This window comes from Fodinicola acaciae (assembly GCF_010993745.1).
In the GTDB taxonomy this organism is placed as follows: Bacteria; Actinomycetota; Actinomycetes; order Mycobacteriales; family HKI-0501; genus Fodinicola; species Fodinicola acaciae.
In genome coordinates this window covers 2,177,166-2,200,581 of sequence record NZ_WOTN01000002.1, presented here as the reverse complement: position 1 = coordinate 2,200,581, position 23,416 = coordinate 2,177,166, and the positions used below count along the sequence as shown (strand labels likewise).

Below are 23,416 nucleotides of genomic sequence, written 5' to 3'. Positions count from 1 at the left end.
GTCGGAATTGGGACACCGCTGTCCCCAGCATGCGCCACGTCACCCCGTTCGTGGTGCTCACGCCCTGTCCGGAGGTCATTCATGAGAAGAATCCTGGGCATCGCCGCGATGATCTGTGGCCTCACGGCCGCGACGGTGATGACCGCTCCGACCGCCGCCTCCGCCGTACTCGCGACCGATTTCCACGGCATCGTCGCACTCTCCAACTGCTCCGGCTCGGTCGTGAAGCCACCGACCGCCGCCGCGACCGACCCCGCGCTGGTGCTCACCAACGGACACTGCCTGGAAACCGGCATGCCGCGGCCCGGCCAGGTGATCACCAACCAGTCCTCCAGCCGTACGTTTTCCTTGCTGTCCAAGGACGGCCAGTCGCGGCTCGGCACGCTGCGAGCGCGCAAGGTCATCTACTCGACGATGACCAACACCGACGTGACGCTCTACCAGCTCACCACCACCTACCAGCAGATCCAACAGACGTACGGCATTTCCGCGCTGAACCTGCCATCGACGCATCCGACCGCCGGCGCGCGCATCGACGTGGTCTCCGGCTATTGGCGGACGATCTATTCCTGCGGCATCGACGGTTTCGCGTACGAACTGCACGAGGCCGACTGGATTTTCAAGGACTCGATCCGCTACACGTCGGCCTGCCACGTCATCGGCGGCACCTCCGGCTCGCCGATCGTGGAATCCTCGACCGGAAACGTCGTCGGCGTCAACAACACGACCAACGAGGACGGCGAGCGCTGCACGCTGAACAACCCGTGTGAGGTGGACGCCGCCGGCAACGTGACCGTACGGCGCGGCATCGGCTATGGCCAGGAGACCTACATCATCCCCGGCTGTCTGAAGGCCGGCAACGAAATCGACCTGACCAAGGCCGGCTGCACCCTCCCCCGCCCGTAAGTCCGCATGGCCACCATGCTTGCGTTGGGTGCAAGCATGGTGGCCATGCGGCCAGGGTGTGCGTCCACGGCGAAGGCTGCTGCCCGTCCCATGAGGTGCCGCCGCCCGCGGTGTAGTAGCTCGCGTATCGCATGAGGCCGTCGGAACTCGATCCCTTGTACGTGACCACGTGCGCCGTTCCGCTCGCTGAGGGCTCCGGAGAACTCTGCGACGTGCTGTTCGACTTACCGTCGGCGTGCTGGCCAGCGACGAGCAGCGCACCGCCGGCCACGCCGGCGCACATGAGAAGGACGAGCACGAGCGCGCCGGATGCGATGCCGATCGCCGCTCCGGCACTGAGTCTCCGGCCGCCAGGTTGGTGGCACAGGCGCGTACGTCATGACCTTTCCGCCGTTCTGACGGAAAGCAGACTACTGCGCCTGGTCGGTGCGCGAGACCGTTTCAGCTGTCCCCGTCTCCACACACCAGCTGGAGGTCCCTCGGCGGTCACCTCGCTGACGTAACGACTGTTATGCTCTCCATGAAACAGTCGGAGGTGGCGCATGACCAGCGGTGCGTTGTTCATCGCGGTTTTCCTGGCCTGCGCGGTCGAGGCCGTGGAAGCGGTGACGATCGTGCTCGCCGCCGGTACGGCCAGAAACTGGCGTTCGGCGCTCCTCGGCACGCTGACCGCACTGGTCACGCTCGCCGCGATCGTCGCGGCGCTCGGACCGGCGCTCACGTTGTTGCCGATCGAGTTGCTGCGGCTCGTGGTCGGCGCTTTGTTGTTGGTCTTCGGCCTGCAATGGCTGCGAAAAGCGATCCTGCGCGCGAGCGGTCACAAGGCCCTGCATGACGAGGACGAGATTTTCCGCGCGCAGCTGGCCGACGCGAAGAAGGTCGGCACCGACTGGTACGCCTTCACGCTGTCCTTCAAAGGCGTGTTGTTGGAAGGCTTGGAAGTCGCGTTCATCGCGCTGACTTTTGGCAGCAACCAACACAACGTCCCGCTGGCCGCGCTCGCCGCCGGCGCCGCGGTCGTGATCGTGGCCGGTGCCGGCGCGCTCGTACGCGCGCCACTCGCACGAGTGCCGGAAAACGCGCTGAAGTTCGTGGTCGGCATCATGCTCACCGCATTCGGCGTCTTCTGGGCCGCGGAAGGCGCCGGCGCCGTGTGGCCAGGCAAAGACGTGGCGCTGTTCGCGATCGTTCCGGCGGTCGCGGCGTTCGCGCTGGCCTTGGTCGCCGTCCTTCGCCGAGTCCGAGTGAGGCAGGCATGATCCGGTGGATCCGCGCTTTTGGCGCCTTCTGTTATGACTTCGTCGTCGGCGACGACTGGCGTGTCGCGGTCGCGATTCTCGTGGCGATCGTCGCGACCTGGCTGCTGAGCCTCAACCACCTGCCGGCGTGGTGGGTCCTGCCGGTGGCCGTCGTCGCTGTCGTGCCGTGGAGCCTGTGGCGCGCGCGTCGCCGAGACAACCAGTCATGACCGACCAGGGCTGGCTGCTGCTCGTCTATCGCATCCCGTCGGAGCCGACGCGGTTGCGCGCCACCGTGTGGCGCCGGCTGAAGGGTTTGGGGGCCATCTACCTGCAAAGCGCGGCCGCCGCACTGCCGGCGAGCCCGGCCGCCGAGCGCGCGCTGCGCAAGCTGCAGCACGAGATCGTCGGCATGTCCGGCACCGCCGTGCTCATGTCGTGCGACGTGCTGGTCGGCGAGCAGGACGTACGCGCGGCGTTCCTGGCCGCCCGTGACGACGAATACCAGGAAATCGTCGACAAGTGCCAGGATTTCCACGGGCAGCTGGAGAAAGAGTACGTCGCCAACCACTTCACCTTCGCCGAACTGGAGGAGAACGAGGAGGACCTGACCAAGCTGCGTAACTGGTTTGGCAAGGTCACCGACCGCGACGTTTTCGGCGCCTCCGGCCGGAAAGCCACCGAGGCGGCGCTGCGCACTTGCGAAGAGGCGCTGGAAAAGTACGCGGCACGCGTCTACACCGAGGAAGCCGAAACCCGCTGAACCACCGGCCGCGCTAGCGGTCTGAGCGGCGGCGGCGAAGGGAGAACCTCTCGAAGACGGAAAGCTCTCCGTGCGGTTTGTTCACGTTGTAGTAGGTGACCTCGATCGAGGTGATGTCGCCCGGTCGGCGGCCTGGATCGACGGTGAAGGCGGCGAAGCCGTACGGATGCTCCAGGTCGCGTACGGCGCTCCACACCGCCTTTTCCTTGGTGTAGATGGCCGTACGCTTGCCGGTCGACGGATTCGGCGCGGTCACGCCGGTGATCACCTTGCCGGTGCCGTCGGTGAAGAACTTTCCGTTGGTGGTGCCGGAAACACCGCCGCCACCGAGCACCATGTGGACGGTTCCGTGCTCGGAGTCGATGGCGTCGGTCGCCGTCGACACGGGTTGCGGGGTCAAGGTTTCGCTGCCCGACACGACACCGCGCACCGCCAGCGAGCGCTCGTAGTCGTGTTCATGGCCGCACAGCACCAGATCCACGCCATAGCGGTCGAAAAGCGGACCGTATTTCTCGCGCAGGCCGAGATCGGCGCCGTTCGCGTCCGAGGTGCTGACCATCACCTGGTGCATCGCGACCACGATCCAGTCGATGCCGCGGTTTTCCCGTGCCGCGGCCAGGTCCTTCTCCAGCCAGGCGAGTTGCCGGCCGCCGGAATAGCCATTGACGTACACGTCGCCGCCGTCCTGCAGGCAGTTGTCGTCGTTTTGCAGCACCACGACATGCACCGAGCCGGCCGTGAACGAATACCAGAGGTTGGCCAGCTCCGCGTCGGTTTCGGTGGACGGCAGGGAAAAGTATGCCTGGTACGCGCCGAGACCGATCGGGCCGTTGGCCTTTTCGATCTCGTGGTTGCCGGCCGCCGGCATCCACGGCCGAAAGCGCGCCGAGCGAGTGTTGTTCGCGAAGAAGTTGTTCCACGTACGCACGCGATCGACGTCGAGGTTGGCATAGCACAGATCTCCGTTGAGCAGATGGAAAAGCGGCGCGACCGTCTCGATGCCGGTGACGATGTCCATGGTGGCCGGCGTGGAGTTGGCGTCCAGGCCGACCGTGCCGTTGGCGGCCCAGGTCACCTGCGGCGCCGACTGGTCGCCGAAACTGGTGAAGGTGAACGGAGCACGGCCGGACGGAGCGGTGCGGAAGGTGCCGGCATCCGGCGTCGCGCCGTCGTGCTGCACGGCGTAAACATAGTCGGTGCCTGGCCGCAACCGGTCGAGCTCGGCGTGATGGATCCAGACCGTACGGCCAGAAGTGCCGTCGACGTACGTTTTCGTGACGGCGTCGACACATGACCCGAAACCGCCGTCAAGCGTGCCGTAGAGGACGCGCGGCCGGCGTACGGCGCCGGCGGTGATCCACGAGGCGACCATCTGGCGCGCCGGGTTCCGGCCGAAGGTCAGGTGCAGGCCCTGCACCGGTGTGGCGCCTTTTCCCACCTTCGGGGCAAAAGCCGGAGTCTGGCCGAGCAGCGGAGCGGCGGCTCCGGCCGCGCCGAGAAGGCCGAGCGCGCCTCTGCGGGTGACGGACATTCGTGGCTCCTCACGTCAACGTGTCGAGGTGAACGTAGGGGCCGCCGACGAAACGACCGTGAACGGCCGCTGTCCGGAGAGTGAACCAAGGCCCGGTCGTCTCCGCCGTGCGCGCGGCACCTTTCTCGAAGCGCGCGTCGATACGGTCCCAGGCGGCTCGCGAACATCAGCGGCGGCTAGGGCGATGCTGGCGTGACTGCTGTGGCTGACAATGCAGGTGAGGCGACCTGACCGCGTAGTACTTGACATCAAAACCGGACATTTATCGCCAACAGCAGTCGCAACAGCATTACCAGTCTCAGTAGTCACATCCGCCACAGTCCCCGCGGATCGCTGTGGCGTGAAGGCCTTGTTTCTTGCGTCCAGCGCTAGTAACTCGACATTCACACCATCCGCGACCCTCGCAATCCAGACATTTAGCGCTCCGCACGCCTTCGCATCCCACATAGTGGACCTTCACGCCACTCATCGGGACGCCATGGCATTCCCGGCGACCTAGCCACACTCCTGGTCCACACCACCCACCCAACCGCACACGCGGCACCCAACCCAACCACAAACAGACCCCGCGCACCCCTCCTACCAACGCAACAATCATCACGCTGGAGCCGTACGCGAGCGGAAACATGTCAACACGATGGAAGACGAAAGCATCAAACGCGCTTTTCCCGCGCCGAAACTCGCCAGGCTGACCGCGCTGAAAGACGCGTACGATCCCGAGAACGTCTTCCACCTCAACCACAACATCGCGCCGAGCCGGTAGGGAGAAACCGCCATGCGCCGCATCATCAACTCCACCTTCATCACCGTCGACGGCGTCACCGAGCAGCTGGAAAAATGGCATTTCGACGACCACGGCGAGCAGGCTTTCGACTACGCCATCGAGCGGATCCAGGGCTGCGACGCGCTGCTGCTCGGCCGGAAGACGTACGAGATCTACGCCGCGGTCTGGCCGACGCGCGACGACAAATGGGCCGAGCGCGCCAACAACATCAACAAGTACGTCGCGTCCAGCACGTTGACAACCGGCAGCTGGGACAACACCACGATTCTTTCCGGCGACCTGGTCGAGGAGATCACCGCGATCAAGGCACAGCCAGGTCAGGACATCCTGATGAACGGCTACGGTCCGGTGGCGCGTACGTTGGTCGAGCACGGGCTGCTCGACGTGCTGGAGCTGTGGATCCATCCGGTTTTGTTCGGCGGCGGCTCGCCAAACGAGCTGCTTTTCCACGAAGGCACCGGCGCCAAGCTGTCGCTGGCCGGCACGCGTACGCTCGACTCCGGCGTCGTCATCCTGACCTACGACGTGGTCAACTGATCGTCGCCAGAGCCTCGCGCAGCTCGACCGCGCGCAGGTCCCGCGGATCCGGGGTCATGGCCAGGCCACGTTGCCAGGTGGACCTGGCCCGCTCGGCGTCACCGGCCGCGGCCTGCGCGTATCCGAGGTGGATCAACGAGTTCACCTGGATAGCGCTTTTCAGCTCCTGATAGATGTCGATGGCCTGCTGGTAGTAGTCGGCGGCGGTCGCATACTCCCCCAGGCCGGCGTGCGCGGCGCCGAGCTCGTCGAGAATGTCCGCCTCGGTCATCCGCCGGTTGGCGGTGCGGCTGACCTCCAGCGCCTGCCGGCCCAGCTCGATGCCCTCGCGATAGCGCTCCACCGCCACGTACGCGGCGGCCAGGTTGCCGAGGATCATCGCGTCCAGCGCTGGCCGGCCGAGCGCGGCGTTGACCTCCAGCGCCTGCCGGTGATGATCGATGGCCTCCTCCGGGTGACCGGCGTCCTGCAGGGTCATGCCGAGGTTGGTGAGCATCCCCGCCTCGGCCGCGCGATCGCCGAGTTTTCGGTATTGCTCAAGCGCTTCACGGGTGGCGGCAATGGACTCCAGGAACGCGCCGTGATTCTGGTACGCGTCCCCGAGGCTCGCCTGGACGACCGCTTCGGCATCCGGATCGCCGGACCGCCGCGCGGATTCCAGCGCGCGCCGCAGCATCAGCGCGGAGTCGTGCCACGGCCGATTGTCGTTGAAATAGCACTGAAGCACGGCGGCGAGCCGCCACGCGGCCGGATGTTCGCCGGCGTCGGCGGCATAGCCGACGGTTGCGATCAGGTTGTTTCTTTCCGCGTCCAGCCAGGAAAGCGCGCTCGCGCGGTCGGTGAAGGTGAGCGGTTGGATGCGATGTCCGGACGCGACCGGAATGGCGCGCAGCTGACCTGGCAGGTGTTCTCTGGCGTTGAGCGCGGTGCGGACATACCAGTCGATGATCCGCGGCCTCGCCTCGGCCCGGTCGGCGTCCGGCAGCTCGGCCGCATAGCGCCGGATCAGGTCGTGCTGCTCGTAGTGGCCCGGCCGCCGTTCCTGCAGCTGGCTCGCCGACACCAGGCCGTCGAGCAGTTTTCGGGTCTCCGGCACGGTTTTCGCGGCCATCGCGGCGACGGCCGCGGCGGTGCCGTCGGTGCCGGGCAGCGCGGCGAGCAGCCGGAAGACGCGCGCCGCGTCTGGATCGAGCGCACCGTACGACCAGGACAGCACCACGCGCAGGTCGCTGGCGAAATCCTCGTCGTTGTGCAGCTCGTCGAGCCGCCGGCGCTCGTCACGCAGGCCGGCGACCAGGTCGGTGAGGTCGTCGCCGGGCGTACGCGTCGCGCGCTCGGCCGTGATGGCCAGCGCCAGCGGCAGATAGCCGCACAGCCGCACCAACTCGCCGGCGCCGGCCGAGGCGGCCGCCAGTGGCGCGATCTTTCGCAGCAGTGCCAACGAATCCGCCTCGCTGAGCTGGTCGAGCGTGATCCGCCGCGCGCCGTCTCTGGCGACCAGGCCGCGCAGCTGGCTGCGACTGGTGACCAGCACCAGCGGGCCGGAGCCGGGCAGCAGCGGACGCACCTGGTCGGAGTCGCGCGCGTTGTCCAGCACCATGAGTACGCGCTTGCCGGTCAGGGTCGTACGCAGCAGCGCCGCGCGCGCGTCGACGTCGTGCGGGATGCGGCTGGCCGGCACCGCGAGCGCACGCAGGAACGACGCGAGCACCGCCGACGGCTCCAGCGGCTCGGCCGGACCGTATCCGCGCAGGTTGACGTAGAGCTGGCCGTCCGGAAACCGGTCGGCGACCCGGTGAGCCCAGTGCACCGCCAGGCTCGTCTTGCCGACCCCACCCATGCCGCCGAGCGCGGCGATCAGGATCGGACCGCCGGCGTCGAAATCCGGCAGGAGCGCGTCGAGCGCGTCGATCTCCGCCTGCCGGCCGGTAAAGGCGGCGACGTCGGTCGGCAGCTGCCGCGGAATCGGCGGCGCCACGGTGACCGCGCCGTGCCGTGGCGACGGCGTGACCAGCGCCGCGTCGGCGGTCAGGATCTGGTGGTGCAGCTGTCGCAGCGGCGCGCCGGGGTCGCTGCCGAGCGCTTCGGCCAGCTCGCGGCGTAACCGCTCGTAATGCACCAGCGCGTCGGCCTGCCGGCCGCTCCGATAGAGCGCCAGCATCAGCTGTCCGACCAGCCGCTCGTCGAGCGGATGGCTGAGCACCTTGCTGCTCAGCTCGGCCAGCATGGTGGCGTGCTGTCCGGTTTGCAGCCGCAGGTCGTTGTACGCCAGCTCGGCGGCCAGCCGCTCATGGTTGAGCTGGTCGCGGACGCTCTGCAGCCAGCCGGTGTCCAGGCTCGCGAAGGCCTCGCCACGCCAGAGGCCGAGCGCCTGGTCGAACAGCTCGATCGCGGCATCGTCGTCGTCGACCGTGTGTGCGCGGCGCAGCAGCTGCCGAAAACGGTGTAAATCAATCCTTTCCGGATCGGCGGCGAACACGTACCCCGCCGAGGTGTGCCGGATGACGGTGTCGCCAAGCGCACGGCGCAGCCGCGAGATGTAGCTGTAGAGCGTGCCGTGCGCACGACGTCGTACGTCCACGTCCCAGGCGCGCTCGATCAGCGTGTCCGGCGGGATCGCGTTGTTGGCATCGACCAACAGCGCGGCCAGCACGCACTGCTGGCGCGCGTGGCCGACATCTATCCGGCGGCCGGCGGCTCGTGCCTCGACTGCTCCAAGGACCGCGAATTCCATGCTCGATCTCTTGTCGGCGGTTGCTCTCCGGCATCTGTATACACGGCCGCGACCACCGCGACGGTCGGATTCGCCGCAGAACCGGCGGGCCGGCGCCGATATATCCTTTTCAGTCTACCGAGAGGAGTGGTGATGCCAGCGTCGTTTGTCGTACTCCGCCAGACCGGTCACGACCAGTTCGAGTTCGTCGCCGAGGTGGAGCGCCGGCCCGGTCTGCCCGCCAGGAAGGCGCGTCGCGCCGCGATCGTGGCGGCGATCGGCGGCGAACCGGCGGCCGGCGAGACGTACGCGGCGATCCTGCGCAGCGAATGGCGCATCGGCTTTGACTGGTAAACCGATTCAGCACGGAAGATCTCCTGACTTTCACTAGACTCACCCGATAAGCACGATTTTGGTGTCGTATGGGGCCTGTCGGCTCGTCAACCTCGAGCGAGGGTTTCACCATGGTGCGTTTGGAAGCGCGTCATCTGCGGGTGCTGTGCGTGATCGCGGATGCCGGCAGCTTGCGCAAGGCGGCGGTGCAGCTGGAGATGACACAGCCGGCGCTCACCGCGCAGCTGCAGCGGATCGAGGCGGCGCTCGGCGGTCCGGCGTTCCTGCGCGGCGCCGACGGCTGCCGGCCGACGCCGCTCGGCCAGTTTCTGGTCGCTCGCGCGCGGCCGCTGCTGGACGACCTCGAGTCGCTGCTGGAGAGCGCGGTCGGCCTGGCCGCCGACGGCGAGCGGCAGCAGCTGCGCGTCGGTTGTACGCCCAGCCACGTCACCACCGGTTGGCTGGAGCGGCTGCGGTCGCTCGCGCCCGAGGCCGAGGTGGTGCTGCACGTGGACAACTCGGCGCGTACGTTGATGGGCCTGCTCGGCCAGCGCCAGCTCGACTTCGCCTACCTCTACGCCAACGAAGGCTCGTCCTTTCCGGTCCTGCCGGGAGTCGAGCAGCGTACGGTGATGGCGCGCGAGCCGCAGTTCGTCGCGGTCTCCGCGGACAGTCCGTTGGCCGGCGCGGAAAAAGTGGAGCTGACCGACCTCGCCGACGCCTCCTGGGTGGTCAACTCCTCCGGCGACGACGAGGCGGCGCACATCCGCCGGGTGTGCGCGAGCGCCGGTTTCGCGCCGCGACTGGTCAACATCTCCGACATCCCGACCAGCCGCGCGCTGATCGTACGCGGCGACTGCATCGCGGTCTGCCAGCCGACCTCGATGCCCAAGGACGGCCTGGCCGTACGCCGGATGATCGGCGACCCGTTCGGCGTACACCTGTTTTTCGCCTGGCACCGGGAAAGTGCGTGGGCATCGCTGGTGTCGGACGCTTTCGACGCGCTGGTGGCCGAATATGTCGGCGGCGCCGGTCGCAATCCGGAATATGGCGAGTGGCTGCAGCACGGCCTGGTGCTGCAATAGCCGTCGGCTCGGCGAAGGAAAACCCTCTGGACACGGGGTTAGGGATGTCCAGAGGGTTTCCGGTCAGTCAGGCCGCTGCCGCCGGCGCGAACAGGTTGGCCCAGATCTGGTCGACGCGGCTGCGCTCGGCCGCGTTCGGTTGCGTGTTGGTGCACGACGGGCCGGGGCCGCCGCCGGACATCAGCTCACTGCACGGACCGGAGTAGTGGTCCGGCAGGCCGAGCACGTGACCGGTCTCGTGGGCGACCACGCGCAGTGAGTAGTATTCCTCGTTTTGCTGGTAGTCAAGGAAAACATAGCCGTGGCCGCGGCCGTCGGTGCTCGCGTACGAGCCGCGCGAGTCGTTGCCTTCGTAGTAGCTGAAGTCGGCGTTGGAGCCGGACACCAGGCGTACGTTGTGGACGGCGTTGTTCCAGATCGACGCGCTGTTGGAGATCTCCGAGGAGAACGACGGAGCCTGGCTTGCGTTGTAGACCACCGTGACCGTGGCGAGCTGTGAGCCGGCCTTGGCGCGTTTCGCCTTCACCGAGCGCAAAACCGCGTCGAAGAACGCCTTGTTGGCGGCCGCTTCCTGCGCCGATCCAGCGTACGTGCCACTGTAACCGGCGCCCGGCGCGGTCTTGGCCAGCGCCTGCGCCGGCAGCGCTCCGAGGACCAACGCCAGAACCGCGGTCGTCACGAGGCCGAACAGTTTCGGACGTCGCATGTGCGGGCTCCTCACCTGGGGGAAATGGGGATGCACCGCATTATTGAGCGCTTTGGGATGTCTGGGACGATCCCGACCGGCGATCGTACGAGGTTATCGCTTTTGGCCGTCCGTCAGCGAAAATAATTTACCACGGCGAAGTTTTCCCCGTGACGATCAGCCGCGCAGGTCGCGTTCCAGGATTTGTGCGTACGCTTCGGCACTCCTGGCGATGTCGACCTCGTCCGGATCCAGCAGCCACTGTGTCTGCAGGCCGTCCAGCGTCGCCAGGATCTCCGCGGCCTTCAGCTTCGGATCGATGCCGGCGCGTACGCGGCCGTCCTTCTGCGCCGACGCGATCATCGCCGCCACGATCGCGCGCAGTGCACGATAACGCTCGACGAAATGCTCGTGACCGGGAGAGTCCGGCTCCAGGCTTTCCGCGACGAGTACGGTGAACAGCTTCGCGAGGCCCGGTTTTCCGCGGTTGCGGCGGGCAAAGTCCGGGATGCTCGGCAGCCGCAGGCCGGCATCCTGACCGAGCACCTCCATCGCGTACGCCTCGCTGTCCGCGTCGCGCTGCTCGATCACCGCCAGCAACAGGCCCTCCTTGCTGCCGAAGTGGTGCAGCAGGCCGGGTTGCGTGATGCCGGCGCGCGCGGCGACGTCGGCGAGGGCCGTGCCGCGATAGCCGCCGCGCGCGAACAACTCGGTCGCAACCGCCACGATCTCGGCTTTTCGCTGCTCAGCGCGCTGTTTTCGGCTGAGCGGGGGTTGTGTGCGCTGGTTCACAGTGCTAAACCTAGCACATTCACTTACCTAACACTCGGTAGGTGAAATTACGCAAACCTCGCCAAAGACACCAACAGGAGGTGTCGCGATGTCCCCTGCTCGAAGACTGGTTTGGCTGCTCGCCGTTGCCGCGGCTTTCGCATCACCAGCGACTCCGGCGCATGCGGCGGAGAAGCGGCCGGTGATCCTGGTGCACGGTTTTCTGGGCTCCGCCAGCGATTTCGCGCCGATGGTCACCGCACTGCGAAACGCCGGCTATCCGACGTACGCGATCAACCTGCCAGGCCAGGAAAACGTCGCCAACGCCAACGCGATCGCGCAGGCGGTCCAGACGGCGCGGGCTCAGCACGGCAACAGCAAGGTCGAGCTGGTCAGCCACAGCATGGGCGGACTTTCCACGCGTTACTACGTGAAGTTCCTCGGCGGCACGGACACGGTGGTCAACTTCGTCACGCTCGGAAGCGGGCCGCACGGCACCGACCTGGCCTGCGCGCTGCCGCTGGACTTCGGCGGCCAGATGTGTCCGACCAGCGCATTCCTCGCGAATCTCAACGCCGGCGACCAGACTCCTGGAGACATACGGTATGCGCAGCTGTTCGGCGATGAGCAGATCGACCTCTTCGACGGTGGCTGGTGCCACGCCGCCTATCCCACCATCATGCACGCAGACGAGCCGAAATCACCGGTCTTCGCCAACGCCGTCATGCAGATCCTGAGCGGTCAGTGTCCGGCCTCATGACGACGACCACGGCACCGGCGCGTACGTCCGTCGACACCGGCATGGTCGCCGCGCTTTCGGCGGCATTCCTCGGATGTTGGGTCGTCCTGCTGCCGGCGATCCAGGTGACGCTGGCGTTGCGCGTACAACAGATCACGCCGGGCGCAAAGGCTGCCGCGCTCTCGGTCGTCCTCGCCGTCGGCGCGACCGTCGCGCTGGTCGGCCAGAACGTCATCGGCGCGCTGTCCGACCGTACGACCAGCCGCTTCGGCATGCGCCGGCCGTGGCTGGTGGCCGGCGCCGTGCTGGGCCTGGCCAGCCTCGGTTTCCTCGCGGTGGCGCCAAACGTGCCGACACTGGTGCTGGCCTGGGCTCTGGTGCAGTTCACCTTCAACGTCGTGCTGGCGGCGCTCAACCCGATCGTCCCCGACCAGATCCCCACCACCCACCGCGGTCGCGTGTCGGCGGTTATCGGCCTGACGCAACAAGTTGGCGTGGTCGGCGGCATCCTGCTGATCCAACTTTTCCTCCCCAACCTGGCACTCGCCATCGTGATGCCCGGCCTGTTGAGTGTCGCGACCGTGATCGTCCTGGTCGCCATGCTGAAAGACCGGCGGCTCGCGCCGACGGACAGAAGACCGTTTCGGTTCAAGGAGTTTCTCCAGGCGTACTGGGTCGATCCGCGTACCGCGCCGGACTTCGCCTGGGCCTGGATCTCGCGGTTTCTGATGTACTGCGGCGGAGCGACGCTGGTCGGCTATCAGACGTATTTCCTGCAGAGCCAGTTTGGCTACACCGCGCAGACCGTGACACCGGTGATTTTCGGCCTGGCGGCCACCTCGGCCGTCGCCGTCGTCGTCGGCAGCATTGTCTTCGGTACGATCTCCGACCGCGTCGGACGGCGTAAGATCTTCGTCATCATCTCCGCGACCGTGCAGGGTCTGGCACTTGGGTTCATCGCGTTTTCGCCGAGCATCGCCAGTTATTTCGTGGCGGCGCTGGTCAGCGGCATCGCCTCCGGCTGCTATGTGGCGGTCGACGTGGCGATGGTGACCGAGGTGTTGCCGTCGGCGGCCGACGCGGGCAAGGACCTGAGCGTCTTTCACCTGGCCAGCGTGCTGCCGCAGATGATCGTGCCGGTGGTCGCGCCGGCCTTTCTGGCGATCGGCGGTGGCGGGCCGAACTATCCGGCGTTTTTCCTCGCCGGCGCGGTCTTCGTGGTGATCGGCGCGGTGTGCAACCAACGGATCAGATCCATACGTTAGGAGACAGGTGAGCGCGTTCGGTGACTGGACCACGGCCGAGGGCCTGCCGGCATTCTGTTACACAGCGGCCAAAACCGAGTGGGACCGGCTTCTCGATCCACCGACACACCGGCACTGGGTCCACCTCGGCAACCGGCGGATCACGCTGATCGCCGACAGCGACGGTCGCAGTGGCCTCTGGGACGAACACGCCGGCCTCGACTGGCTCACCGAGCCGCATCCGGACGGCACCGGCGTCACGCGTCTGGACGGCCAGGAGCTCACCATCACCGAACGGCTTTTCGGTCCGACGTTTTCCCGCGTACGCGGCGAAACCGCCGGTGCCACGATCACCCGTACGGTGCTCTGCCCGGAGGGCGAACATCCGTGGCTGCTGATCCGCGTCGACGTCACCAACACCGGCGCGGACACGGCGACCTGGACCCTCACCGAGGAATGGGTTGTGCGGCCGCGCCGTGTCAACCTGGAGTTCGGTCCGCGTACGGACCAGGAGGCGATCCATCCGGACGTCGTCCTCGATCCGCTCGGCGACGCGACGGTCACCGTACGACCAGACGAAACCGAGACGCGGTGGTTTCGTTTCGGCCTGAACGAGCCGATGACCGCGGATCCGGAGCGGATTTACCAGGACAGCCTGGAAAGCGTACGCAGACGGCTGCCGACAGCACGGGCCAGACAGGCTCCACAGGCCGAGCGCGAGATCCCCTGGCACGCCGCGATGTTGACCGGCGGCGCCTGCGTGGACGGCGTGCTCGGCGGCCACACCCTCGACCAGGGTTCGGCGTATTCGTTCCGGCACGGGTTCAACGGCGCGGCACGCGATCCGCTGCAGCACGCGCTGCCGCTGGTCCACCTCGAGCCGGATCTCGCCCTGTCAGTGCTGAGAAACACCTGCGCCTGGGCCGATGCGGACGGCGACCTGCCGTACTGCCTCGACGGCCACAAGCAGCCGCGCCGCGAGGTCTTCCAGCCATCGGACCAAAACCTGTGGGCGTTGTGGCTGGCCGCCGAGTACGCGGCGGCGACCGGCGACCTGGCCAGCTTCGCGCAGCCGCTCCAAGACGTGACCCTGCGGGAAAACCTGCGCCGGCAGTTCCGGTATTTCGTCGATGTGATCGGCACCGGCAGGCATGGCCACGTACGCATCCGCAACGCCGACTGGAACGACCTCGTGCTGCGCGAGGTCGACGCCGACCGCGAGGCGATGATCGAGCGCGGCGAATCGGTGCTCAACTCCGCGATGGCGGCCTGGGTCCTGCCGGTGTATGCCGGGCTCGCCGAGCGCCTCGGTGACGGCGAAACCGCCGCGGAGGCAAGGAAAACCGGCGAACGGCTGCGCGAGCTGGTCGCCGGGGAGTGGAACGGTCGCTGGTTTCGCCGCGCGTACGGTCCGGACGGCGAACCGGTCGGCGACGACACGCTGTGGCTGGAGGTGCAGCCATGGGCCATCTTGTCCGGCGCGGCAACGCAAGCCCAGGCGACCGCGGTGCTGGCGACCATCGACGAGCTGTGCCGGACGGACTCACCGCTCGGCGCGCGGCTGAACTGGCCGCCACCGACCGGCGAGCGCGGCAGCATCTGGCCGTCGATCAACATGACGCTGATCTGGGCCGCCGCGCGGATCGACCCCGACCTGGCCTGGGACGAGTGGCGGCGGATGACGCTGCACGCGCACACCACCGCGTATCCGGACATCTGGGAAGGCACACTGTCCGGACCGGACGCCTATCTCTCGCCGGAGGCGACGCGGCCGGGCCACACGTGGCAGCTCGCGGACCTCGGCGTGGCGATGCAGGCCTGGCCGGTGGCCAACCTGCACAGCCACGCGCAGCCACTGCTCGCCTATCTGCGGCTGCTCGGCGTCGAGCCGACCCCGTCCGGACAGCTGCGCACCGGCGGCGGTGCCGAGTTTGCCAGCCAGGTCCTGAAAATCAGCGCGCAGCCGTAAGAGCCTGTCGGGTCAGCGTATCCCCGGCGCGGTGGATCCGGCCGGTGCGAAAATGGGTCGCTCGAGGGAGGCCGAAGTGGCTACGGACTGCTAGATTCGGCTGCCGTGCGTGACATGTCCGGCCTGCTACGGCGCCTGGCACCGGTCGCCGATCCGGTGCTGGTGCTGGTCGTCCTCGTGCTCGCCTTGCAGCCACTGTGGGGAAAACCGGCGTCGATCGCGCCGACGTGGTCATACGTGCTCGTCGTCGCGCAGAGCCTGCCGCTGGCGCTTCGCCGGCGATTCCCGCTTGTCGTGCTGACCGTCTGCGGTGTTCTCGCGATGATCTACGGAATATCGCCGCTTCCGGATCCGCCGGTGCCATATGCCGTGTTGGTCGCGGTTTATTCCGCTGCCGCGCACAGCCGGCGGCTCGGCTCGATCATCGCGGCGGTGACCACCGCGGTCGCCATCATCACCTCGCTTCTGCTGGATCCGGCGGCCGATTTCGGCGACGCGACCTTCCTGCTGCCGGTGTTCGCCACCGCGTGGTTGCTCGGCGACAGCGTACGGCGGCGCCAGGAGCTGGCCACCGAGATGGCCGCACGCACCGAATATCTGGAGAGGACGCGAGAGGCGGAGGCGTCCGCCGCGGTCGCCGCCGAGCGAAACCGGATCGCGCGCGACATGCACGACGTGATCGCGCACCATCTGAGCATGATGGTCGTGCAGGCCGAGGCCGGTCCGGTGGTGGTCGCGGCCGACCCTGGCCGAGCCGCGGAGGCGTTCGATGCCATCAGCGCGGCCGGAAAGCAGGCGCTGACCGAGATGCGCCGGCTGCTCGGTGTGCTGAGAGAAGGCGAAAAAGCACCGCTGCGGCCACAGCCGGGCGTCGCCGACATCGGCGAGCTCGTCGAGCGGGTGCGGTCGACCGGTTTGGACGTACGCCTGGACACCGCCGGCGAGCCGGCGACTTTGCCGCAGGCTGTCGATCTTTCCGTCTATCGGTTGGTCCAGGAGGCGTTGACCAACTGCGTACGACACGCGAACGCCGACCGCGTCAACGTGACGCTTTCCTACGAAAACCGTGCGCTGACCGTCGCCGTCACGGACAATGGCGCCGGTGCGCGGAAAGCTCCCCGACCTGGAGGACACGGACTGGTGGCCATGAGAGAACGCGTCGCGCTGGTCGGCGGACGGCTGGAGGCCGGTCCGCGACCGGACGGCGGCTGGGCCGTACGCGCCGACGTGCCGCTGGACCGGCCATGACGATCCGTGTGCTGGTCGTGGACGACCAGACCCTGGTGCGCACCGGATTCCGGATGATCCTGGAGGCGCAGCCGGACATCGAGATCGTCGGCGAGGCCGGCGACGGCGTCGAGGCGGTCGAGCTTTCGCAGCGCCACCAACCAGATGTGGTGCTGATGGACATCAGGATGCCGCGAATGGACGGCGTCGCGGCCACGAAAGCGATCACCGCGGCACAGGCGGATGCGCGCGTACTCGTGCTGACGACGTTCGATCTCGACGAATACGTTTATGACGCGTTGTTGGCCGGTGCCAGCGGCTTCCTGCTGAAGGACGTCGGCCGCGACGACCTGGTCGCGGCCGTACGCGTCGTGGCCGCCGGCGAGGCGTTGCTGGCGCCGTCGATCACCCGGCGGCTGCTCACCGATTTCGTCGGCAGTCGCGCGTCCCGGCCGGACGCGACCGCGGCCCCGGAGGTGTTGACCGCGCGCGAATTCGACACGCTGACCCTGCTCGCGCAAGGCCTGTCCAACCCGCAGATCGCCGAGCGGCTGGTGGTCAGCGAGCACACGGTGAAGACGCATGTCAGCAACGTGTTCCACAAGCTCGGCCTGCGCGACCGCGTGCACGCGGTGATCTACGCGTACGAGCGCGGCATCGTCAAACCGACTGGTTCATGAATTCCGATGCCGGTTTAGCGCTTTGGGCGCATTCCTCTGGACAGCGGTGGCCGGGGTTGGTATTTCACCGGACATGGCAGAAGACGGCAGGAAACGCGCACGATGGTTGGCCGCGGTGCTGGCGTTCGCGCTGGCCACCTGCGGCCTGGCCGCGGCGGCACCAGCGACCGCGGCGAGCTCACCGGACGGCGACATCGGTCGCCAGGAAACGCTGACCAGGTCGGAAACCTGGATCGACGAGAAGGTCCCGTACAGCCAGTCGGCGTGGCACGCCAACCGGTTCGGCTCCTATCGGCAGGACTGCTCCGGCTATGTCTCGATGGCCTGGCACCTGAGCTCGTCGATGACGACGGCGACCCTGCCGTCGGTGATGACCACGATCGCGGCCGCCGACCTGCGACCCGGCGACGCGTTGTGGCGGCACGATTCCAGCGTCCAGCACATCGCGCTTTTCATCGCCTGGGCCGATGCCGGACACACGCAGCCGATCGTGCGTGAGGAATACGACTACGGGCACATCGCCGAGCAGCGCACCTGGACCAATGGCCTGCGCGGCTTCACGCCAAAGCGCTACAACCGGATTTTCGACACGCCGGCCCCGATTTCCACCACGTGGACAGCCGCCGAGCCAACCGGCACGTTGTCGTTCGTGGCGCGTACGACCGCCAACCACCTGATCGTCGGCCGGCAGGACGCGGTCGGTGGCACGGCCTTCAGCACCGCGGATTTGCCACTCACCACTGACATCGACGGCGCAACCACCGTGGTGCCGACCGGCAGTCCGGCGGCGGCGTTGGACATCGACGGCAAGCTGACCGCCTTCTCCCGCACCACCACCGGTGGTCTTTTCCACGCCTGGCAGGAAACTCCTGGCAGCACGGTGTGGCACTCCACCATCATCCCCACCTCCGTGACGCTCGCCGGCGACCCGGCGGTCGCACTGGACGTGAGCGGCAAGCTCTGCGTTTTCGCGCGTACCACGGACAACCGGCTTTTCCATGCCTGGCAAAGCACTCCAGGCCTCGGGCCGTGGCAGTCCACGATCATCGCCGGCACTCTCGACGAGGGCGGCACCGTCGCGATCGCCGGCGATCCGGCCACCGCGCAGGACCCCAGCGGCAAGCTGACCGTCTTCGCGCGTACGTCCACCGGCACGATTTACCATGCGTGGCAACAAACTCCGGGCGTCGGACCGTGGCACGCCACGCAGCTCGACCCCGGCGCGACGGTCACCGGGCGGCCGGCGGTCGCCATGGACGGCAGCGGCCGGCTGGTTTTCCTGGCCCGCACCGGAACCGGCGGCCTGGTCACCGGCTGGCAGAGCCAACCGGGCCTCGGGCCATGGCTTTTCGGCTCTGTCGATGGCGCACAGGCGGCCGGTGATCCGGCGGCCGCTCGGAATGCCGACGGCAAGGTCGGATTCCTGGTGCGTACGCCGGATGGCGCGCTGACCACCGGCACACAGACGACCACCGGCAGCGGCACCTACACGCTCGGTGCCGTGTCCGCCGCCGTGGTGGCCGGAGATCCCGCCGCCACCGCGATTTCCGGTGGACTGGCCACCACCGCGCGCCAGTCTGACGGCAAGATGCTGGTCGGCTGGCAGGGCGGCGGCACGTGGACCACCACGGCGGCCGGCGGCGAGATCGCCTGATCCACCTCCAGCGGACGTACGCTCCGGAGCGGCCGGCGCGTACGTCCGCTGTCGTATGTTCAGCGAGGTGGACCGGCTGGTGCGTACGTCCGCTGTGCGGATCGAGTGCCGTCGCTGGACGGACGATGTCGCCGGCGTGACCGCGCAGGATTCATGGCAGGCAGAACGACAGAAAGGAAGATCACGATGCTTGCCAACCTGACCGCCGTCGCGGCTCACGTCACTCCGTTCGCCGACCACCCCTGGGGTCCGCCATTCGGCGGTTTCTGGCCGATTTTTCCGCTGACCTGGCTGCTGGTGTGGGCCGCCGTCATCACCACGATCGTGCTCGTGCTGCGTCGCCGCGGCCGGGCGTTCGGTGCGGCGACCGCGACCCGTACGGCCGAGTCGGTGCTCGCCGACCGTTACGCACGCGGCGAGATCGACGATGAGGAATATCGCCGGCGGCTGGAGATCCTGCGCGCCAAACCAGAAAAATAGGGATTCGGCACTCGCGGACCGTCCGTGGCGGAGGTCCGCGAGGCCGTACAGTTGTGTCCAGTTCCGTCAACCACCTGCCGGCCGGCCGCAGACTTGTGGCCAGCTGGAAGGAGTTGGCGGATGTTTCTCGGACTGGATCGACCGCGGTTTCCCGGCCTCGCCATCCTGCGGTCGCTGCGCACCTGCACGCCGGTCAGCTTCGTGGCACTGCCGCTGGCCGGCGAATGGCTCGCGGCGGCGCCTGCCCTGCGCGAGCTCGGCTGGGGTCTCGCACCGCTCTATCGTGGCGAGACCTCCAACGGCGCCGCCGACGCACTGGCCGCCGCGCGGCTCGCACGCGCTGCCGGACTCGCGTCGACTTCGGTGATATATCTGGATATTCGCGGCACGTACGTCGACTATGTCGCCGCTTGGACGGACGAATTGCGCGACAACACGGCATACTGGCCGGGTCTGCGATGCTCGCATCCGTTGCTCGCCAGACAGTTCGGTGAGTTGCCGATCTGGATGCGCAATGCCGCGACGGCCGGCCGCGCCGCTGTCGATCCGTCCGCATTTGTGCCGCCTTCGCCTGCGGGTTCCGGCTTCTCGGCCGCGCTTGCCTGGCAATATCGCGAAAGCAACCCCGGCCCGCTCGACCTGGTGTGGCAGGACAACGAAACCGTCCGGCTGCCGCGTGTCGGCCTGGTCTCCTCGGTCGTACGCGATCCATCCGAGCTCAGCCTGACTCAGCCAAAAGACGGAGGCAGTGTGGCCGTACGACAGAGGTGATCGACTGAGCTGACCGGCAGCCTCAAGGCATGGAGATCACCGGACTGCGGCGGTTTGCCGCATACGCGGCAGCCGCATTGGCTTTGGTTTACGTGGCGTACAAAGTGTGGTTTGCCATCGACGGCAGGCTCGGCATACCTGGTGGTCCGCCGATGTATGGACAGGTCGCGTTGCCACAGCTGGGAAACGCATCGCTCGGACTGCTGGCCGCCACACTCGCGGTCGCCACCGTCAGCGGCTGGGGCCGCCGCATTCCTCGATGGCTCCTCGCGCCGGCCTGCTGGCTTACCGCCGTCATGTTCTGCCTCGGCATCGTCGCGGTCGGCATGCAGCTCGCCGGTCGCCCGGTCACCATCCTCAGTGTCCTCGATATCGTGGTCGTAGTTGGCCTCGGCACAAGTTTTGCTGCTACCGCGGTGTTTTACGACGGCGTCCGATGGCCGTTAGTCGGTTGGATCGCGATTGCGTGGACAGTCGGTTATGGCGGGCTGAAGCTGTCGTGGGCTCTTGGTGGCGACTTCCTGCTCGCGCAGGCGCCGTTGACCGGTGAGCTGCGTCAGATGGCGCTGGAACATCAGCCTGGATTCGCGCTTTTCGGTTTCTGGGCCACCGTCCTGCTCGCGCTCGTCGGGATCGCCGTGATCGTGGCGGTCAGCTATCCGGCGATCCATCACCTGCCACGTTGGATGCTCGCCGGCTGCGCCTCCGTCGCGACCTCGATCCTTTTGTTGCGCGGAATCCTTGGCGCGGTTTCGGACGTCGCACATTTCGGCTTGGTCGCGGATCCGCTTGAGATGTCGTTGTTGCGGTGGGATTTCGCGCTGTGGACGCCGTACTTTCTGGTCTGGGGAGTCCTTTGGGCCCTGATCCTCCGCCGATCCCTCATGAGCGCGCCGTAGTGGCTATTGCCATTCCATCGATCCGAAGATCGCGTTCGCCAGTGCTTCCCCGTCTCTCGCGGGTCCTTGTGGACCTCCACGATCTGCTTGAGCAGCGGCCAGCAAAGGGGCAAGTCGGCCCGCCCGCAGCCATCTCATCGACAACCCTAGGACGCTTGTGGGTCGCTATTGCAGGCCAACCAGCGCGCTGCGATTTTGCGTTGACGAGCAGCAGAAAACTCGTGACCCTGGCAGTCTGGTTTTGTCGGTCGGTTTGGTATTATTGGTGGCATGACCACTCCTTCGTTTCAGCTGGCGGGTGATCCGTCGTTGCTGTCCGGCAAGGAGGAGTTCGCGGCCGCGTTGCGGTATGCGGAGCAGGCGGTGCGTACGGCCAAAGCCGCGCTTCTGGCGGTGGTGAAAGCCGCCGATGACCAGACGATCGCGACGAAGTTCGGGCACGCCGACACGGCCGCGTTCCTGGAGGATTTCCTGAAGTTCTCCCCCACCGAGGCCAGCCGATGCGTGCAGCGCGCACGGACATTCTGCGGCAGCCGCGCGTTGGCCACCGGTGAGAAGCTGGCGCCGCAGTTGGAATACGCCGGCGAAGCGATGCGCCGTGGCGAGCTTGCCGATTCGCAGTTGGATGCGATCCGGACGATTATCAGCAAGTTGCCGCGTCGGATCGGTATCCAGGAGCGGCGGTTCGCCGAGAAAACGTTGGTCGACGCGGCGTCGCAGTTGCGTGCGCGTGAGTTGCACCAGCTCGGCAACCGCGTCCACGGCCACCTCGACCCCGACGGAACGCAGCCCTCGGAAGAAGAAAACGCCACGCCACGCCGCGAGCTGTATTTGCGCACCGGGACCGATGGTCGGCTCGCCTTCCGCGGCAGCTTCGATGCCGAGACCGGCAGCCTGATGCAGGAAATCCTGTCCCCGCTGGCCAAGCCACGCACCGACGACAAAGGCAAAACCAAAGACCGCCGCTCAACCGCCGAACGCAACGGCGACGCGTTGGCCGATGCGCTGAACCTGATCGCGGACAGTGAGAAGCTGCCGATCCAGGGCCGCGAGCGCCCGCACCTGACGATCACCTTGTCCTGGGACATGCTCAGAGACAAGCTCGGGCAGGTCCGCGCGTACGAAAACACCGTCCTCAGCCCCGAAGCCGCCCGCCGGCTAGCGTGCGACTGCGACATCACTCCCCTGGTGCTCGGCACCCAAAGCGAAGCATTGGACGTCGGCCGCACCGAACGGCTGGTGACCGATGAGTTGCGCAAAGCGTTGATCGCGCGTGACCGTGGCTGCGCGATGATCGGCTGCACCCGGCCCGTACGCTGGACGCGGGCTCACCACGTGCGGCACTGGGCCGACGGAGGTGAGACCTCCATCGACAATTGCGTGCTGCTGTGCGAATTTCACCACCGGCAGATCCACCACGGCGACTGGCAAGTCCGCATCGTCGACGGCGTGCCGGAATTCATTCCACCGCAGTACGTGGACTTCGAGCAAAAGCCGCTACGAAATACCTACCACCTGTTCAACTGAACCGAACAGGTGGACCACCAACCAACACAACACCCGTGCTCGTCCAACCAGGCCGACAACGCCATCGACGGCCCGCGCCCGCTGGCGTCCGCCGCTGGAAGCCTAGTGTCCTGCGCCAGGAATTCGCTGAAGATATGAGGCGAGGCGTTCGAAGATCTCGTCTGCGGTTTTGGTCCAGATGAAAGGCTTGGGGTTGTTGTTCCAGGTGGCGAGCCAGTCACGGATGTCGTTTTCCAGTGCGCGCAGGGATTTGTGTGCGCTGCGGCGTGGGCGTTTGTCGGTGAGCGGCCCGAACCATCGCTCCACTTGGTTGAGCCAGGAGGAGTAGGTCGGGGTGAAGTGCATCTGGAAGCGGGGGTGTGCCGCCAGCCTTTTGTCGATGGTCGGGCTTTTGTGGGTGGTGTAGTTGTCACAAACCAGGTGCACGTCGAGGTCGCCCGGGATTTCTTTGTCCAACTTGGTGAGGAATTTCTTGAACTCCACCGAGCGGTGGCGACGATGAATCGAGCCGATCACCTCGCCGGTGGTCACGTCCCATGCGGCGAACAAGGTGGTGATGCCGTGCCGAAGGTCTTCCAAATCCTGCCCACCGTCGAGCGCGACAGCCCCGACTCAGCAGCCATCCAGGCGCGTGACCAGTGCGTGGCGTCGGCCGGCGCGCGTTCCAAAGTGGCGACTACGACCTGCTCGATCTGCTCGTCGGTAATCCTGCGAGGACCTCTCGGGCGCGGCTCATCGACCAAGCCCTCCAATCGATCGGCCAGGAACCTGCGCCGCCACTTACCCTCAGCACAACCCAACACCGATGCGCAGACCGTTACCGTCCCCGGCACCACCGCCGAAGGCAAGAAACACCACGCCGCACTGATCTGCCCGGCCC

General features: G+C 67.0%; 24 protein-coding genes and 1 pseudogene. 19 read left to right on the top strand and 6 right to left on the bottom strand.

Translation table 11 applies throughout. The features are described from left to right. Positions 1-81: 81 nt before the first annotated feature. The 5 genes from GNX95_RS25685 to GNX95_RS25665 all read left to right on the top strand — a co-directional run bounded on the left by GNX95_RS25685 (position 82) and on the right by GNX95_RS25665 (position 2,907). Positions 82-906, top strand: coding sequence for a trypsin-like peptidase domain-containing protein (locus GNX95_RS25685; RefSeq protein ID WP_163509926.1), 825 nt, complete (start codon positions 82-84; stop codon positions 904-906). Between the two features lie 235 nt (positions 907-1,141). After that, positions 1,142-1,288, top strand: coding sequence for a hypothetical protein (locus GNX95_RS25680; RefSeq protein WP_163509925.1), 147 nt, complete (start codon positions 1,142-1,144; stop codon positions 1,286-1,288). A gap of 160 nt (positions 1,289-1,448) precedes the next feature. After that, positions 1,449-2,165: a COG4280 domain-containing protein gene (locus GNX95_RS25675; RefSeq protein WP_163509924.1), complete on the top strand. Its 717-nt coding sequence runs from the start codon at positions 1,449-1,451 to the stop codon at positions 2,163-2,165. Next, positions 2,162-2,374, top strand: a complete 213-nt coding sequence (locus GNX95_RS25670) for a hypothetical protein (RefSeq protein ID WP_163509923.1) — start codon at positions 2,162-2,164, stop codon at positions 2,372-2,374. The genes GNX95_RS25675 and GNX95_RS25670 overlap by 4 nt, the downstream gene beginning before the upstream one ends. Further along, the gene (locus GNX95_RS25665) at positions 2,371-2,907 is read left to right on the top strand and encodes a Chromate resistance protein ChrB (RefSeq protein WP_163509922.1); all 537 of its coding nucleotides are present in this window, start codon (positions 2,371-2,373) and stop codon (positions 2,905-2,907) included. Before GNX95_RS25670 ends, GNX95_RS25665 begins: the two co-directional genes overlap by 4 nt. Before the next feature lie 13 nt (positions 2,908-2,920). Here the strand turns inward: GNX95_RS25665 and GNX95_RS25660 are convergent, their stop codons facing one another. Next, positions 2,921-4,438 carry a purple acid phosphatase family protein gene (locus GNX95_RS25660; protein WP_163509921.1) on the bottom strand — a complete coding sequence of 506 codons (1,518 nt, stop codon included), beginning with the start codon at positions 4,436-4,438 and terminating at the stop codon, positions 2,921-2,923. Positions 4,439-5,075: 637 nt separating this feature from the next. Between GNX95_RS25660 and GNX95_RS25655 the strand changes: the two genes are divergently transcribed. Together GNX95_RS25655 and GNX95_RS25650 are read left to right on the top strand one after the other, a co-directional pair. After that, on the top strand, positions 5,076-5,201 hold the full coding sequence (locus tag GNX95_RS25655) for a BBE domain-containing protein (protein ID WP_163509920.1): 126 nt from the start codon (positions 5,076-5,078) through the stop codon (positions 5,199-5,201). 12 nt (positions 5,202-5,213) lie between these two features. Then, positions 5,214-5,759: a dihydrofolate reductase family protein gene (locus GNX95_RS25650; protein WP_163509919.1), complete on the top strand. Its 546-nt coding sequence runs from the start codon at positions 5,214-5,216 to the stop codon at positions 5,757-5,759. On the opposite strand, the gene GNX95_RS25645 is transcribed toward GNX95_RS25650, so the two are convergent. Continuing rightward, a complete protein-coding gene (locus GNX95_RS25645; protein WP_163509918.1) occupies positions 5,752-8,493 on the bottom strand; it encodes an AfsR/SARP family transcriptional regulator in 2,742 nt (913 codons plus the stop codon). The two genes, GNX95_RS25650 and GNX95_RS25645, sit on opposite strands and share 8 nt — an antisense overlap. A 132-nt stretch (positions 8,494-8,625) precedes the next feature. Here GNX95_RS25645 and GNX95_RS25640 point away from each other — a divergent pair, with 132 nt between their 5' ends. After that, a complete protein-coding gene (locus GNX95_RS25640; RefSeq protein ID WP_163509917.1) occupies positions 8,626-8,826 on the top strand; it encodes a hypothetical protein in 201 nt (66 codons plus the stop codon). Positions 8,827-8,936: 110 nt separating this feature from the next. After that, on the top strand, positions 8,937-9,890 hold the full coding sequence (locus GNX95_RS25635; protein ID WP_163509916.1) for a LysR family transcriptional regulator: 954 nt from the start codon (positions 8,937-8,939) through the stop codon (positions 9,888-9,890). A gap of 67 nt (positions 9,891-9,957) precedes the next feature. Here the strand turns inward: GNX95_RS25635 and snpA are convergent, their stop codons facing one another. Next, the gene (gene snpA, locus GNX95_RS25630; protein WP_163509915.1) at positions 9,958-10,596 is read right to left on the bottom strand and encodes a snapalysin; all 639 of its coding nucleotides are present in this window, start codon (positions 10,594-10,596) and stop codon (positions 9,958-9,960) included. A gap of 156 nt (positions 10,597-10,752) precedes the next feature. Next, positions 10,753-11,367 carry a TetR/AcrR family transcriptional regulator gene (locus tag GNX95_RS25625; protein WP_163509914.1) on the bottom strand — a complete coding sequence of 205 codons (615 nt, stop codon included), beginning with the start codon at positions 11,365-11,367 and terminating at the stop codon, positions 10,753-10,755. A gap of 88 nt (positions 11,368-11,455) precedes the next feature. Here GNX95_RS25625 and GNX95_RS25620 point away from each other — a divergent pair, with 88 nt between their 5' ends. The 10 genes from GNX95_RS25620 to GNX95_RS25575 all read left to right on the top strand — a co-directional run bounded on the left by GNX95_RS25620 (position 11,456) and on the right by GNX95_RS25575 (position 22,536). After that, positions 11,456-12,106 (top strand): esterase/lipase family protein, encoded by a 651-nt coding sequence (locus GNX95_RS25620; RefSeq protein ID WP_163509913.1) that lies wholly within the window; start codon positions 11,456-11,458, stop codon positions 12,104-12,106. Beyond that, the gene (locus GNX95_RS25615) at positions 12,103-13,350 is read left to right on the top strand and encodes an MFS transporter (protein ID WP_163509912.1); all 1,248 of its coding nucleotides are present in this window, start codon (positions 12,103-12,105) and stop codon (positions 13,348-13,350) included. The genes GNX95_RS25620 and GNX95_RS25615 overlap by 4 nt, the downstream gene beginning before the upstream one ends. A gap of 7 nt (positions 13,351-13,357) precedes the next feature. Further along, on the top strand, positions 13,358-15,298 hold the full coding sequence (locus GNX95_RS25610) for a GH36-type glycosyl hydrolase domain-containing protein (protein WP_163509911.1): 1,941 nt from the start codon (positions 13,358-13,360) through the stop codon (positions 15,296-15,298). 114 nt (positions 15,299-15,412) lie between these two features. After that, positions 15,413-16,546, top strand: coding sequence for a sensor histidine kinase (locus GNX95_RS25605; protein ID WP_163509910.1), 1,134 nt, complete (start codon positions 15,413-15,415; stop codon positions 16,544-16,546). After that, positions 16,543-17,205: a response regulator gene (locus GNX95_RS25600; protein WP_163509909.1), complete on the top strand. Its 663-nt coding sequence runs from the start codon at positions 16,543-16,545 to the stop codon at positions 17,203-17,205. Before GNX95_RS25605 ends, GNX95_RS25600 begins: the two co-directional genes overlap by 4 nt. Before the next feature lie 73 nt (positions 17,206-17,278). Further along, complete coding sequence (locus GNX95_RS25595) at positions 17,279-18,859, top strand: DUF8189 domain-containing protein (RefSeq protein WP_163509908.1); 1,581 nt, start codon at positions 17,279-17,281, stop codon at positions 18,857-18,859. Between the two features lie 186 nt (positions 18,860-19,045). Continuing rightward, a complete protein-coding gene (locus GNX95_RS25590; protein WP_163509907.1) occupies positions 19,046-19,339 on the top strand; it encodes an SHOCT domain-containing protein in 294 nt (97 codons plus the stop codon). Positions 19,340-19,459: 120 nt separating this feature from the next. Next, positions 19,460-20,110 carry a glycoside hydrolase domain-containing protein gene (locus tag GNX95_RS25585; protein WP_163509906.1) on the top strand — a complete coding sequence of 217 codons (651 nt, stop codon included), beginning with the start codon at positions 19,460-19,462 and terminating at the stop codon, positions 20,108-20,110. A gap of 29 nt (positions 20,111-20,139) precedes the next feature. Beyond that, complete coding sequence (locus tag GNX95_RS25580; RefSeq protein ID WP_163509905.1) at positions 20,140-21,009, top strand: DUF3995 domain-containing protein; 870 nt, start codon at positions 20,140-20,142, stop codon at positions 21,007-21,009. Between the two features lie 270 nt (positions 21,010-21,279). Further along, positions 21,280-22,536, top strand: a complete 1,257-nt coding sequence (locus tag GNX95_RS25575; protein ID WP_163509904.1) for an HNH endonuclease signature motif containing protein — start codon at positions 21,280-21,282, stop codon at positions 22,534-22,536. Positions 22,537-22,638: 102 nt separating this feature from the next. On the opposite strand, the pseudogene GNX95_RS25570 reads toward GNX95_RS25575, so the two are convergent. Both GNX95_RS25570 and GNX95_RS42630 read right to left on the bottom strand, forming a co-directional pair. Next, a pseudogene (locus tag GNX95_RS25570) lies at positions 22,639-23,103 on the bottom strand (IS630 family transposase); the annotation flags it as partial. Beyond that, positions 23,064-23,339: a helix-turn-helix domain-containing protein gene (locus GNX95_RS42630; protein WP_246281765.1), complete on the bottom strand. Its 276-nt coding sequence runs from the start codon at positions 23,337-23,339 to the stop codon at positions 23,064-23,066. The pseudogene GNX95_RS25570 and the gene GNX95_RS42630, both read right to left, overlap by 40 nt. Positions 23,340-23,416: the final 77 nt, after the last annotated feature.

Bases quoted from the DNA above. Each gene is read 5' to 3' on its own strand.
- GNX95_RS25605 (WP_163509910.1), top strand. From the start codon at position 15,413: ATGTCCGGCCTGCTACGGCGCCTGGCACCGGTCGCCGATCCGGTGCTG.
- GNX95_RS25580 (WP_163509905.1), top strand. From the start codon at position 20,140: ATGGAGATCACCGGACTGCGGCGGTTTGCCGCATACGCGGCAGCCGCA.
- GNX95_RS25585 (WP_163509906.1), top strand. From the start codon at position 19,460: ATGTTTCTCGGACTGGATCGACCGCGGTTTCCCGGCCTCGCCATCCTG.
- GNX95_RS25620 (WP_163509913.1), top strand. From the start codon at position 11,456: ATGTCCCCTGCTCGAAGACTGGTTTGGCTGCTCGCCGTTGCCGCGGCT.
- GNX95_RS25645 (WP_163509918.1), bottom strand. From the start codon at position 8,493: ATGGAATTCGCGGTCCTTGGAGCAGTCGAGGCACGAGCCGCCGGCCGC.
- GNX95_RS25600 (WP_163509909.1), top strand. From the start codon at position 16,543: ATGACGATCCGTGTGCTGGTCGTGGACGACCAGACCCTGGTGCGCACC.
- GNX95_RS25655 (WP_163509920.1), top strand. From the start codon at position 5,076: ATGGAAGACGAAAGCATCAAACGCGCTTTTCCCGCGCCGAAACTCGCC.
- GNX95_RS25615 (WP_163509912.1), top strand. From the start codon at position 12,103: ATGACGACGACCACGGCACCGGCGCGTACGTCCGTCGACACCGGCATG.
- GNX95_RS25590 (WP_163509907.1), top strand. From the start codon at position 19,046: ATGCTTGCCAACCTGACCGCCGTCGCGGCTCACGTCACTCCGTTCGCC.
- GNX95_RS25675 (WP_163509924.1), top strand. From the start codon at position 1,449: ATGACCAGCGGTGCGTTGTTCATCGCGGTTTTCCTGGCCTGCGCGGTC.
- GNX95_RS25665 (WP_163509922.1), top strand. From the start codon at position 2,371: ATGACCGACCAGGGCTGGCTGCTGCTCGTCTATCGCATCCCGTCGGAG.
- GNX95_RS25635 (WP_163509916.1), top strand. From the start codon at position 8,937: ATGGTGCGTTTGGAAGCGCGTCATCTGCGGGTGCTGTGCGTGATCGCG.
- GNX95_RS25685 (WP_163509926.1), top strand. From the start codon at position 82: ATGAGAAGAATCCTGGGCATCGCCGCGATGATCTGTGGCCTCACGGCC.
- GNX95_RS25660 (WP_163509921.1), bottom strand. From the start codon at position 4,438: ATGTCCGTCACCCGCAGAGGCGCGCTCGGCCTTCTCGGCGCGGCCGGA.
- GNX95_RS25575 (WP_163509904.1), top strand. From the start codon at position 21,280: ATGACCACTCCTTCGTTTCAGCTGGCGGGTGATCCGTCGTTGCTGTCC.
- snpA (WP_163509915.1), bottom strand. From the start codon at position 10,596: ATGCGACGTCCGAAACTGTTCGGCCTCGTGACGACCGCGGTTCTGGCG.
- GNX95_RS25640 (WP_163509917.1), top strand. From the start codon at position 8,626: ATGCCAGCGTCGTTTGTCGTACTCCGCCAGACCGGTCACGACCAGTTC.
- GNX95_RS25595 (WP_163509908.1), top strand. From the start codon at position 17,279: ATGGCAGAAGACGGCAGGAAACGCGCACGATGGTTGGCCGCGGTGCTG.
- GNX95_RS25670 (WP_163509923.1), top strand. From the start codon at position 2,162: ATGATCCGGTGGATCCGCGCTTTTGGCGCCTTCTGTTATGACTTCGTC.
- GNX95_RS25650 (WP_163509919.1), top strand. From the start codon at position 5,214: ATGCGCCGCATCATCAACTCCACCTTCATCACCGTCGACGGCGTCACC.